This is a genomic window from Actinosynnema sp., from assembly GCF_052038725.1.
This window is the reverse complement of sequence record NZ_JBQGCX010000924.1, coordinates 1-12,201: the sequence shown is the minus strand read 5'-3', so window position 1 is coordinate 12,201 and position 12,201 is coordinate 1. Positions and strand designations below refer to the sequence as shown.

The 12,201-nt window shown below is 74.0% G+C and carries 8 protein-coding genes and 1 pseudogene; 1 reads left to right on the top strand and 8 read right to left on the bottom strand.

Features of this window, described 5'->3' with window-relative positions:
• The 4 genes from ACTUAL_RS19495 to ACTUAL_RS19480 form a co-directional block, all read right to left on the bottom strand.
• Positions 1 to 232, bottom strand: a 232-nt coding sequence (locus tag ACTUAL_RS19495; protein ID WP_440901256.1) for an OB-fold nucleic acid binding domain-containing protein, incomplete at its 3' end; no start/stop codon positions are given.
• Positions 233 to 394: 162 nt separating this feature from the next.
• Positions 395 to 1,588: a S8 family peptidase gene (locus tag ACTUAL_RS19490; protein ID WP_440901255.1), complete on the bottom strand. Its 1,194-nt coding sequence runs from the start codon at positions 1,586 to 1,588 to the stop codon at positions 395 to 397.
• A gap of 266 nt (positions 1,589 to 1,854) precedes the next feature.
• Entirely contained in the window at positions 1,855 to 3,000 is a 1,146-nt protein-coding gene (locus tag ACTUAL_RS19485) for a S8 family peptidase (RefSeq protein ID WP_440901254.1), read from the bottom strand.
• 34 nt (positions 3,001 to 3,034) lie between these two features.
• Positions 3,035 to 4,237: a S8 family peptidase gene (locus ACTUAL_RS19480; protein WP_440901253.1), complete on the bottom strand. Its 1,203-nt coding sequence runs from the start codon at positions 4,235 to 4,237 to the stop codon at positions 3,035 to 3,037.
• Positions 4,238 to 4,595: 358 nt separating this feature from the next.
• On the opposite strand from ACTUAL_RS19480, the gene ACTUAL_RS19475 reads away from it, so the two are divergent.
• On the top strand, positions 4,596 to 5,564 hold the full coding sequence (locus ACTUAL_RS19475) for a hypothetical protein (protein ID WP_015800552.1): 969 nt from the start codon (positions 4,596 to 4,598) through the stop codon (positions 5,562 to 5,564).
• A gap of 40 nt (positions 5,565 to 5,604) precedes the next feature.
• Here the strand turns inward: ACTUAL_RS19475 and ACTUAL_RS19470 are convergent, their stop codons facing one another.
• The 4 genes and pseudogenes from ACTUAL_RS19470 to ACTUAL_RS19455 form a co-directional block, all read right to left on the bottom strand.
• The gene (locus ACTUAL_RS19470; protein WP_440901252.1) at positions 5,605 to 6,765 is read right to left on the bottom strand and encodes an acyl-CoA dehydrogenase family protein; all 1,161 of its coding nucleotides are present in this window, start codon (positions 6,763 to 6,765) and stop codon (positions 5,605 to 5,607) included.
• Positions 6,762 to 8,729 (bottom strand): ATP-binding protein, encoded by a 1,968-nt coding sequence (locus tag ACTUAL_RS19465; protein ID WP_440901251.1) that lies wholly within the window; start codon positions 8,727 to 8,729, stop codon positions 6,762 to 6,764. The genes ACTUAL_RS19470 and ACTUAL_RS19465 overlap by 4 nt, the downstream gene beginning before the upstream one ends.
• A gap of 7 nt (positions 8,730 to 8,736) precedes the next feature.
• Positions 8,737 to 10,332: an acyl-CoA carboxylase subunit beta gene (locus tag ACTUAL_RS19460; RefSeq protein ID WP_096492277.1), complete on the bottom strand. Its 1,596-nt coding sequence runs from the start codon at positions 10,330 to 10,332 to the stop codon at positions 8,737 to 8,739.
• Positions 10,329 to 11,971, bottom strand: a pseudogene (locus tag ACTUAL_RS19455) (acyclic terpene utilization AtuA family protein). Before ACTUAL_RS19455 ends, ACTUAL_RS19460 begins: the two are co-directional and overlap by 4 nt.
• Positions 11,972 to 12,201 lie beyond the last annotated feature (230 nt).

The following is a 12,201-nucleotide window of genomic DNA, read 5'->3' as shown; positions in this document are numbered from 1 at the left end:
TGCCCTCAGGCCGACGCCCGACCTCGCCGGTCACCTGCAGCACGAACTCCGCGCGCAGCCCGTGCGCGACAGCCTCGTCCCGGATGACGACCTGGGCGATGCCCGACGCGTCACGCAGGTCCACGAACGCGACGCCGCCGTGATCGCGCCTGCGGGCCACCCACCCGGTCAGGGTGACGGACTGCCCGGCGTGCTCGGCGCGGAGCGTCCCGGCCTCGTGCGTGCGCATCACGGGTACTGCTCTCCTCGTGGTAGATCGCGTTTGCTGTGGTCGCCAAGGCTAGTCATCGGCGGACGTCGACGCGAACCACATCCCCCTTGACACCCGCGCGGCCACCGGACGCGGCCGAGGCCGCCCCCGTTCGGGGACGGCCTCGGTGCGATCGGCGGGTCGTCAGGCGCTCGGCGGCAGGTACAGCAGGCGGTTCGGCGAGCCGGAACCGGGGCTGGTGACCTTGTTGGCGGTCGCCGTGCTGGTCAGGTAGCTGGCCACCTGCGCGGGGGTCGCCGACGGGTTGGTCGACAGGTAGCGCGCCGCGGCGCCCGCGACGTGCGGGGTCGCCATCGAGGTGCCGGAGATGGTGTTGGTCGCGGTGTTGGAGGTGTTCCACGCCGAGGTGATGGAGCTGCCGGGCGCGAAGATGTCCAGGACGGACCCGTAGTTGGAGTACGACGCGCGGGCGTCGGTGCTGGTGGTCGCGCCGACCGTGATGGCCGAGGCCACGCGGGCGGGCGAGTACGACGAGGCGTTGGCGTTGCTGTTGCCCGCCGCGATCGCGTAGGTGACGCCGGAGCTGATGGACGAGGCCACCGCGTTGTCCAGCGCGGTGGACGCGCCGCCGCCGAGGCTCATGTTGGCGACGGCGGGCTTGACCGCGTTGTTGGTCACCCAGTTGATGCCCGCGACGACGCCTGCGGTGGTGCCGGAGCCCGCGTTGTCGAGCACGCGGACCGCGACGATCTGGGCGGCCTTGGCGACGCCGTAGGAGGCGCTGGAGACGTTGGCGGCGACGTGCGTGCCGTGGCCGTTGCCGTCCTGGGCGACGGTGTCGCCGTCGACCGCGTCGTAGCCGTTGACGGCGGTGCCGCCGAAGGCGTTGTGCGCGATGCGGACGCCGGTGTCGATGATGTAGGCGCTCACGCCGGAGCCGGTGGAGGTGTAGCTGTACGAGGAGTTGAGCGGCAGCGACACCTGGTCGATGCGGTCGAGGCCCCACGACGGCGGGTTGGCCTGGGTGGCCTGGATGCTGAAGACCTGGTCCTGCTCGACGTACTCGACCGACGGGTCGGCGGCGAGGCGCTTGGCGGCGGACTCGTCCAGCGAGACGGCGAAGCTGTTGACGCTGCTGTAGGTGTGCGTCACCTTGCCGCCGAAGCGGGAGGTCAGCTTGGAGGTCAGGGCGTCGGCCGAGGAGGTCGCGGCGTAGCCGTCCTTGAGCTTCACGATGAAGCTGTTCTGGACCTTCTTCTCGGCGTCGGCCGAGAGGATCTCACCGGTGGCGGCGCTGGCCGGGGTGGCCATGACGCCCATGAGCAGCGCGGCGGTTCCGACGCCGGCCAGGTACCGGTGGTGTCGAGACTCCAACATGCGGTGTCCGTTTCTCGAATGGGTGGAACCACACGACGAACCGGTGCTTTGCAGGGACCGGTTGTCACGCAGTGCCACCTTGCCCTCGCTTACGGTTATCGACTCTAGGAAGAAAGTACGTCCGCCCGGAAGAGTGAAAGATTGCCAGTTGTCGGGGGGTTAATAAGTGCTTTGACCTGGTCTTTCTCACATGCCGAGGCATCTGCTAACGGGTGGTGAACAGCCGTTGCGCGATCCTGGGCAACGGCTGTCCACCCCCCTATCGGTCAGAGTTGCGGCGGCCAGTGGAGCAGCTTTCCGCCCCACGGCTGGGGCGTCGCCCAGGAGACGATCGCCCCGTGCACCTGGGCGGGCGTGGCGGTCGGGTGGGCGTGCAGGTAGCGGTTGGCCACGCCGGTCACCTGGGCGGTGGACATGGACGTGCCGCTGAGGGTGTTGGTGGCGGTGTCGCTGGTGTGCCAGGCCGAGGTGATCGACTGGCCGGGCGCGTAGACGTCCACGATCGAGCCGTAGTTGGAGTACGGGGCGCGGGCGTCGGTGTTCGTGGTCGCGCCGGAGGTGAGGGCGGCGGCCACGCGGGCGGGCGAGTAGTTCGCGGCGTCGCCGCCGCTGCCGCCTGCGGTGACCGAGGCGGTGACGCCGGAGGTGATCAGGGCCTGGACGGCGTTGTCGAGCGCGGCGGAGGCGGCGCCGCCGAGGCTGAAGTTGGCGGTGGCGGGCTTGACCGCGTTGAGCCGGATCCAGTTGACCGCCTGCACGACCCCGGCGGTGGTGCCGGAGCCGGTGGCGTCGAACACCCGCACCGGGCAGATGCTGGCGCTCTTGGCGACGCCGTAGGTGCTGCCCGCGATGAGCCCGGCGACGTGCGTGCCGTGGCCGTTGAGGTCCTGGGCGACCTCGTCGTTCTCGACCACGTCCCAGCCCGCGCAGATCCGGCCGCCGAACTGCTGGTGGGTGATCCGCACGCCGGTGTCCACGACGTAGGCGCGGGTGCCCTGGCCGGTGGTGGTGTAGCCGTACTGGGCGTTCAGCGGCAGGGCGACCTGGTCGAGCCGGTCGAGGTGCCACGGCGGGTTGGTCTGGACCGCGTACGGCCGGATGACCTGGTCCTGCTCGACGAGCTCGACGTCGGGGTGCGCGGCCAGGCGTCTGGCCTGGCGGTCGGTGAGGCGGGCGGTGAAGCCGTGGAACGCGCCTTCGAGCGCGCGCTCGGCCCGCACGCCGGGGGCGCGGACGCCGGAGCCGTCGAAGTCGGCGGCGGAGGCGGTGGGCTTGAGCTGGACGATGAAGCTGCCGGGGACCGCGTCGGGGGAGGCGGCGGAGAGCACCCGGCCTTCCTCGGCTGACGCGGGCGTGGCGAGCGCGCCGACCGCGAGGGCGGCGGCGAGCAGGGGGACGGGGGTGCGGGACACGGGGTTCACCTCGTTCTCGATCGGGGGACGGGGGTCAGAGGGTCGGGGGGCAGTGCAGGAGCCGGTTGGGCGAGCCGGTTCCCGGCGCGGCGACGATGCCGGGGGTGGCGTGGGAGATCAGGGCCGCCTGCACCTGGGCGGGCGTGGCGGTCGGGTTGGCCTGGAGGTGGCGGGCGACGCAGCCGACCACGTGCGGGGTGGCCACCGAGGTGCCGCCGCGGGTGACGGGGGTGGAGCCGAGTCCCGTCGAGGTGATGGCGCTGCCGGGCGCGAACAGGGCGAGGACCGCGCCGTAGTTCGAGACCGAGGTGCGGGCGTCGGTGCTGGTGGTCGCGCCGACCGTGATCGCCGAGGCGACGCGGGCGGGCGAGTGCGACGCGGCGTTGGCGTTGCTGTCGCCCGCCGGGACGCCGACGGTCAGGCCCTGGCTGATGGAGGCCACGACCGCGTTGTCCAGCGCGGTGGAGGCGACCCCGCCCAGCCCGAGGTTGACCGCGGCGGGGCGGGCCCGGCCGTTGCCGACGTAGTGGTTGACGGTCCAGTTGATGCCCGCGATGACACCGGCGGTGGTGCCGGAGCCCGCGTTGTCGAGCACCCGCACCGCGATGATCCTGGCCTGCTTGGCGACGCCGTGGATCGTCCCGGCGATGATCCCGGCGGTGTGCGTGCCGCTGCCGGTGCTGTCCTGGGCGGTGTTGTCGTTCTCGACCGCGTCGTAGCCGTCGACCGCCCGGCCGCCGAACTCGGGGTGGGCGACCCGCACGCCGCTGTCGATCACGTAGACGTCGACCCCGAGGCCGGTGCTGGTGTACGTGTACGAGTTGTCCAGCGGCAGGTAGCGCTGGTCGATCCGGTCCAGGCCCCAGGACGGGACGGGGCTCTGGGTGGTGGCGGCGGCGGTGAACCGCTGGTCCTGCTCCACGAGCGCGACCGCCGGGTCGGCGGCGAGCCTGCGGGCGGCGGCCGGGGTCAGGTGCGCGGAGAAGCCGCGCGGGGCCGCGCTGTAGACCCGGTCGGCGCGCCCGCCGTAGCGGGCCGCCAGTGCGCGGGCCGAGGCGGTGACGTCCTGGGCCGACAGCTCGGGGTCCTTGAGCTGCACGACGTAGCTTCCGGGCACGGCGAGCGCCGAGCCCTCGGCGAGCACGGCCCCGGTGGGGGCCGCCTGGGCGGGTGGAGCGGTCAGCGCCAGCCCGACGGTGACCGCCGCCACACCGGCGGCGAGGGTGTTCTTGCGCATGGCAGGTGGTCCTGTCGTTCGCAGGGAGGCGGCGGAACGGACCCCGCGTGCGGCTTGAGGGGTGGAGCCCGACCGACCGCGCGGGGTGTGCGTCCGATCACCCCGCGTCACCGACAGTAGGTGCGTTTCCCCTGGTCGGGAAGCGGCCGGACGCCCCAGCGGCAGTGCTGCGGGCGGAGTGGAACAGGGCCTTCACACGACCTCTGTTAATGAGAATTCAAACGTCCACGGCGCGTGCTATTTGCCCCGCCGATACGGTTCAATTCACACCGGGAAACCCGATCGGCTGTACCGATCGGACGTTTTAGCACGATACCGTCACTCGCCTTGTCTTGTTCGCGCGAGCACGGGAGTGGAGATGTCTGCGCAAGTCGTCGGCCGGGAATCACCGGTGGGTGATCCGGGCAGGATCGGCGGGGGCGGCGACCCGTTCGCCTGCGCATTGCGGACGGCTATCCGCGCCAAAGGGCTGAGCCTGGAACGCATCCAGCACCGGCTGCGCGGCCGGGGCAGCACCGTGAGCATCGCGGCGCTGAGCTACTGGCAGTCCGGTCGGCGCAGACCGGAGCGGCCGGACTCGCTGACCGCCCTGGCGCACCTGGAGGAGATCCTCGACCTCGGCGAGGGCGCCCTGCGGTCCCTGCTGGGCCCGCCCCGCCCCAGGGGCAAGGCGCGACCGAGGCCGGTGCCCGCGTCCAGCCCGCTGGGCTGGGTGGCGGACGCGTCCGCGTCCGAGCCGATGGCCGAGCTGCTGGCCGACGTGGACACCAGCTCCGACCACGACCTGACCCGGTTGAGCCTGCGCGACCAGGTCGAACTGGCCATGGACGGCAGCACCCGCCGGGTGCGGTCGCGGCAGGTCCTGCGGGCCGAGCGCGGTGGCGTCGACCGGGTCCTGCTCGGCTACGACACCCGCCTCCCCGGCGACCCGCTGCCGGTCATCGGCACGCTGCGGGGCTGCTCGCTGGGCCGGGTGGCCACCGACCCGCGCAACGGGCTGATGATCGCCGAACTGCTGTTCGACCGGCCGCTGCGGCGCGGCGAGCGCACCGCCGTGGAGTACGAGCTGATCTACGTGGCCCCGCACCACCCCACGTTCGACAACACGCACACCCGGCGGTTCCGGCACACGGTCAAGGAGTACGTGCTGGAGGTGCGCTACGACTCGCGCTGCCGCCCCGCGCGGTGCGAACAATTCACCTCCGGTTTGACCGACGTCGAACCCGCCGAAGTGCGGGAAACTCCGGTCGACGCGTGGGGCTATGCCTACGCGGTGGCGGTGGACTTCGGTCCCGGAGTGGTGGGCTTGCGCTGGGAATGGGCGTGAGCAGTTCCACACCAATCTGCACCTGGCAAACGCAACTCGGTCAATAGGAGCGCGGCAACCGGAGCGTGTGCTGCGCCACGAAGTTCAGGATCATTTCCCGGCTGACCGGCGCGATTCGGGACAACCGGGACGCGGTGAGCAGGGCGCCCAGCCCGTGCTCGGCGGACAGCCCGTTGCCCCCGTGCACCTGGATGGCCTGGTCCACCGCCGCGGCGACCGCCTCGCCCGCCGCGTACTTGGCCATGTTCGCCGATTCACCCGCCTCCCGGTCCCGCCCGGCGTCGTAGAGCGCCGCGGCCTTCTGGGTCATCAGCCTGGCCAGCTCCACCTGCACCGCCACCTGGGCGAGCGGGTGGGCCAGCCCCTGGTGGGCGCCGATGGGGACGTCCCAGACGGTGCGGGTGCGGGCGTAGTCGGCGGCCTTGGCGATGGCGCGGCGGGCGACGCCGGTCGCGTAGGAGGCGGCCCTGATCCGCTCCGGGTTGAGGCCTGCGAACAGCTGGTCGAGCCCGGCGGACGGGTCGCCGACGAGGGCGTCGGCGGGGAGGCGGACCTCGTCGAAGAAGCAGGTGAACTGCTTCTCCGGCGAGACCAGCTCCATCGCGATCTCGTGCCGGGTGAAGCCGGGGGCGTCGGTGGGCACGACCACCAGCGACGGGGCCAGGCGCTGCCCGGAGGCGTCGACGTGGCGGGCGACGACGAGCACGGCGTCGGCCTCGTCGACGGCGGAGATGTAGTGCTTGCTCCCGGTGAGCAGCCAGTCGTCGCCGTCGCGGCGGATCGTGGTGGTCAGGCGGTGCGCGTTGGAGCCCGCGTCGGGTTCGGTGATGGCGAAGGCCATCTTCGTGGTCCCGTCGGCGAAACCGGGCAGCCAGCGGGCCTTCTGGGCGTCGGCGCCGAACCGGGTGATCACGGTGGCGCAGATGGCCGGGGACACCACGAGCAGCAGCATCGGGCACCCGGCGGCGGCCAGCTCCTCGCAGACGGCGGCCAGGTCGCCGATGCCGCCGCCCCCGCCGCCGTGCTCCTCGGGCACGGCGACGCCGAGGTAGCCGAGCTTCCCGGCCTCGGCCCACAGCTCGTGCGTCTTGCCGCCGGAGCGGGCCTTGTCGAGGAAGTACCGCTCGCCGTAGCGGGAGGCGAGCGCGGCGACGGCGGCGCGCAGGTCGGCGCGCTCGGGGGGTTCGGTGAACGCGGTCACGGCTGCTCCTCGGGGTCGGCGGGAGTGGCGGGGTCTGCCGGGTCGGCGGTTCCGGCTGGTCCGGCGGGGGCGAGCACCACGAGCACGTCGCCCTCGGCGACCGACCGCCCCTGCGCGACGGGCACGGCGGTGACCACGCCCGCCAGCTCGGCGCGCACCCGGTGCTCGACCTTCATGGCCTCCAGCACCAGCAGCAGCTCGCCCTCGGCGACGGTCGCGCCCTCCGCCACCTCGACGCGCACGACCACGCCGGGCATGGGCGCGGTGGTGGTCCCCCTCGGCGCGCGGCGCTCGGGGACGGGGTGCCGGGGCAGCGGGGTGAGCGTGACCGGGCCGACCTCCACCCGGTCGCCGGGACCGGGCTCGCCGGACGGGTCGGGCGGCGGGTAGTGGGTGACCGGCCAGGCCGTCTCGACGCCGCCGCGCCGCAGCCGCACCACGTCCGGCCCGACCGCGACGACCTCCACGTCCAGGCTCGTGGCGATCCCGTCGCGGGTGCGCAGGTAGTCGACCTCGACCCGCTCGCCCCGGTGCTCGAAGGCGACCCGGACCGGCTGGGACGGCAGGTTGCGCCACCCGGCGGGCAGCGCGCGGGCGCGGTGGGCGGACCGGGCGAGCGCGGCGGCCAGCGCGGCGTGCCGCACGTCCACCGGCCGCGTCCCGAGCAGGTCGGCGCGGTGCTGCTCCAGGAACCCGGTGTGCGTGTCGCCCCGGCCGAACGCCGGGTGCCGCAGCACCGCCACGAGCAGGTCGCGGTTGGTGGCGACGCCGTGCAGCTCGGCCCGCTCCAGCGCGGCGGCGAGCTTGCGCACGGCGGCGGCGCGGGTGGGCCCGTGCGCGATCACCTTGGCGAGCAGCGGGTCGTAGCGCACGCCCACCGCGCTGCCCGCCTCAACGCCGCTGTCGACCCGCACGTCGCCGGGCACGTGGAACCGGCGCACCACCCCGTGCGCGGGCCGCCAGCCGCGCTCCGGGTCCTCCGCGCACAGCCTGGCCTCGATCGCGTGCCCGGACGGCGTCGGCGGCGCGTCGGGCAGCCCGGCGCCCTCGGCGATGGCGAGCTGCCAGGCCACCAGGTCGACGCCCCAGGTCAGCTCGGTCACCGGGTGCTCGACCTGCAACCGGGTGTTGACCTCCAGGAAGTGGAACGCGCCCGAGTCGTCGAGCAGGAACTCGACGGTGCCCGCGCCGGTGTAGCCGATGGCGCGGGCGGCCCTGACCGCCGCCGCGCACAGCCGCTCCCGCAGTTCCGGCCCGACCGCCGGGCTGGGCGTCTCCTCCACGAGCTTCTGGTGGCGGCGCTGGATCGAGCACTCCCGCTCCCCCAGCGCCCACACCGCGCCGCGCCGGTCGGCGAGGACCTGCACCTCCACGTGCCGCGCGCCCTCCAGCAGCGGCTCGCAGAACACCCTCCCGTCGCCGCACGCGCACGCGGCCTCGCGCCCGGCGGCGTCGACCTGCCCGGCCAGCTCGGCGGCCTCGCGCACCACCCGCATCCCGCGCCCGCCGCCGCCCGCCGACGCCTTGACCAGCAGCGGGAAGCGGTCGGCGGTGGCCGGGTCCAGGTCGGGCAGCACCGGAACGCCCGCCTGGCGCATGACGCGCTTGGCCGCGACCTTGTCGCCCATCGCGGCGATCACCTCGGGGTCGGGCCCGACCCAGGTCAGCCCGGCGTCGAGGACCGCCCTGGCGAAGGCGGCGTTCTCGGACCGGACCCCGTAACCGGGGTGCACCGCGTCCGCCCCGCTGGCCAGCGCCGCCGCGACGAGCAGGTCGGCGCGCAGGTAGGTGTCGGCGGGGTGCTCGCCGGGCAGCCGCACCGAGGCGTCGGCCTCGCGCACGTGCGGCTCACCGGCGTCCGGGTCCGCGTGCACGGCCACCGGGGAGACGCCCGCCTCGCGGCAGGCCCGGATCACCCTGCGGGCGATCTCACCCCGGTTGGCCACCAGCAGTCTGCCGATCATCAGCACCTCACATCCGGAAGACGCCGAACCGGTCCGCGCCGACGACCTCGCCGCTGTGCGCGGCCGACAGGCACAGGCCGAGGACGGTGCGGGTGTCGCGCGGGTCGATCACGCCGTCGTCGTAGAGCCGCCCGGACAGGAACGGCGCGAGCGACTGCGCCTCCACCTGCTCCTCGACCGCGCGCCGCATCGCCGCGTCGCCGTCCTCGTCGTAGGGCACGCCCCTGGCCGCCGCGGCCTGCCGCGCCACGATCGACAGCACCCCGGCGAGCTGCGCCGGTCCCATGACGGCGGACTTGGCGCTGGGCCAGGAGAACAGGAACCTCGGGTCGTAGGCGCGCCCGCACATGCCGTAGTTGCCCGCGCCGTAGGAGGCGCCCATGACGACGGTCAGGTGCGGCACCCGGCTGTTGGCCACCGCGTTGATCATCATGGAGCCGTGCTTGACGATGCCGCCCTGCTCGTAGCTCGCGCCGACCATGTAGCCGGTGGTGTTCTGCAGGAACAGCAGCGGGGTGGCCGAGGTGTTGGCGAGCTGGATGAACTGGGCGGCCTTCTGCGCCTCCTGGCTGAACAGCACGCCGCGCGCGTTGGCCAGCACGCCGACCGGGTAGCCGTGCAGGTCGGCCCAACCGGTGACCAGGCTCGTGCCGTAGTCGGGCTTGAACTCGTCGAAGCGGGAGCCGTCGACCAGGCGCGCGATCACCTCGCGCGGGTCGAACGGGACGCGCAGGTCGGTGGGGACCAGGCCGAGCAGGTCCTCGGGGTCGTGCAGCGGCTCGTCGACCGGGCCGGGCGCGCGGCCGAGCTTGCGCCAGTTCAGGCGGGCGACGACGCGGCGGGTCAGGCGCAGGGCGTCGACCTCGTCGCGGGCCACGTGGTCGGCCAGGCCCGAGGTGGAGCCGTGCATGTCGGCTCCGCCGAGCGACTCGTCGTCGGCGACCTCGCCGGTGGCCATCCTCACCAGCGGCGGGCCGCCGAGGAAGACCTTGGCGCGGTCGCGGACCAGGACGGTGTGGTCGGACAGGCCCGGCACGTACGCGCCGCCCGCCGTGGCGTTGCCGAAGACGGTGCTGATGGTGGGGATCCCGGCGGCGGAGAGCCGGGTGAGGTCGCGGAAGGCCCGGCCGCCGGGGATGAAGATCTCGCTCTGGCTGGTCAGGTCCGCCCCGCCGGACTCGACCAGGCCGATCAGCGGCAACCGGTTCTGGGCGGCGATGTCGTTGGCGCGCAACGACTTGCGCAGCGACCATGGATTGGTGGAGCCGCCGCGCACGGTGGCGTCGTTGGCGGTGATGACGCACTCGACGCCGGAGACCACGCCGACGCCGGTGACCAGGCCCGCGCCCAGCGGGTGCTCGGTGCCCCAGGCGGCGAGCGGGGACAGCTCCAGGAACGGGGCGTCCAGGTCGAGCAGCAGCTCGATCCGCTCGCGGGCCAGGAGCTTGCCGCGCTTCCGGTGCCGGTCGACGTACTTGGGCCCGCCGCCCGCGAGGACCGCGGCGTGCTCGGTGGCGAGGTCGGCGAGGCGGGCGAGCATCGCCTCGCGGTTGGCGCGGTGCTCGGCGGAGTCCGGGTCGACGGCGGTGGTCAGGGTGGTCACGGCGTCGGCTCCGCTCCTGCTGGTCCCGGTGCCGGTGCTGGCGCTGGTTCCGGGGGTGGGTCCGGTGGGGCGTCGAGGAGCTCGTCGGGGATGTCGAGGTGCCGGGCGCGCAGCCACTCGCCGAGCGCCTTGCCCTGCGGGTCGAACCGGGTGGAGGCCGCGACGCCCTGCCCGAGCAGGCCGTGCAGCACGAAGTTGAGCGCCCGCAGGTTGGGCAGCTCGTACCGGGTGACCTCGCCCGCCTCGGGCAGGAGTTCCCCGAGCCGCGCGGCGGTCAGCTCCGCGCGGAGCCAGGCGTAGGCGGCGTCGGTGCGGGTCCAGACGCCGATGTTGGCGTCGCCGCCCTTGTCGCCGGACCGCGCGCCCGCGATCCGCCCGAGTGGCGCTCTCACGCGTCGACCACCTCCCCGGTGTGCAGGAACGCTTGGTGCGGAACGGATTCCCGTGGCAGGTAGGCGGATTCGCAGACGCCGTAAGGGGTTCCGTCGCCGGGCGGGGAGGTGGCGTGGAAGCCGGGGTAGGAGGCGAGCGCGAGTTCGACGGCGGCGCGGGAGAACCCCTTGGCGCGCTTGGGGTCCGGGGTCTTGATGGTGGCGTGCAGGAGCGCGGAGGCGGTCTCCTCGGTGTCGGCGTCGACCCGGTCGGTGCGGGCGAGCGTCCAGGTGAGGCCCTCCGCGCCGACCGCGCCCTCCAGCTGCCGCCGGACCAGGTCGGCCTTGCGCTCGACGTCGAGTCCGCAGAGGACGAACGTGGTGGAGTTGCGGTAGCCGCCCAGGGAGTTCAGGCACACCTTGAGGTCCGGTGGCGGCGGGCTGCCCCGCGTCCCGGTCAGCCGCACGCCCCTCGGGTGCGGCTGGAGGCGGATGGTGTCGAAGTGCGCGACGACGTCCGGGCCGGGGTAGGCGGGGTCGCCGATCTCGTAGAGCAGCTGGGCGGTGACGGTGTCGGTGGTGACCGCGCCCCCGGTGCCCGGCCGCTTGGTGATGAGCGCGGACCCGTCCGCCTCCAGCTCGGCGATCGGGAAGCCGGGGGCGGTGGCGTCGAACTCGGTGAAGAACGGGTGGTTCCCGCCGGTGGCCTGGGTCCCGCACTCCAGCACGTGCCCGGCGGCGGTGGCGCCCGCGAGCGCGTCCAGGTCGTCGACGCCCCAGCCGAAGCGGGCGATCGCGGGCCCGACGACGAGCGAGGCGTCGGTGACCCGCCCGGTGACGACCACGTCGGCCCCGGCCTCCAGGCAGGCGGCGATGCCCCTGGCGCCGAGGTAGGCGTTGGCGGTGAGCGCGCGGGGGAACCGCTCGCGCACGTCGTCCCCGCTCACGTGCGCGACCTTGGCCCCGAGCCCGAGCGCCCGGACGCGCTCCGCGAGCCCGGCGGGGTTGAGCCCCCCGGCGTTGGCGACGATCTTCACGCCGCGCTCCAGGGCGAGCCCGAGCGACTCCTCCAGCTGGCGCAGGAAGGTGCGGGCGTACCCGAGCGCGGGGTCCTTGAGCCGGTCGCGGCCGAGGATGAGCATGGTGAGCTCGGCGAGGTAGTCCCCGGTGACCACGTCGACCCCACCACCGACGACCACGTCGCGCAGGGCGGAGAACCGGTCCCCGTAGAACCCGGAGGCGTTGCCGACCCGCAGGACCCCGCTCACCGGCGACCACCGCCGGGAGTGGGGTGGTCGGCGCGCGGGTGGGCGGCGCTCGGGCGGTTGCCCGGTTGGTCGGCGCTGTGCGGGCCGACGCTCGGGCGGGCGGCGCCAGGGTGGGCGGTGCCAGGGTGGTCGGCGCCAGGGTGGCTGACGCCTTGCGGACCAGCGCTTGGGCGACCTGCGCCAGGGTGGTCGACGCTCGGACGGCTGAAGCCTTGGGGGCCGCCCGCATC

Bases quoted from the DNA above. Each gene is read 5' to 3' on its own strand.
- ACTUAL_RS19475 (WP_015800552.1), top strand. From the start codon at position 4,596: ATGTCTGCGCAAGTCGTCGGCCGGGAATCACCGGTGGGTGATCCGGGC.
- ACTUAL_RS19480 (WP_440901253.1), bottom strand. From the start codon at position 4,237: ATGCGCAAGAACACCCTCGCCGCCGGTGTGGCGGCGGTCACCGTCGGG.
- ACTUAL_RS19465 (WP_440901251.1), bottom strand. From the start codon at position 8,729: ATGATCGGCAGACTGCTGGTGGCCAACCGGGGTGAGATCGCCCGCAGG.
- ACTUAL_RS19490 (WP_440901255.1), bottom strand. From the start codon at position 1,588: ATGTTGGAGTCTCGACACCACCGGTACCTGGCCGGCGTCGGAACCGCC.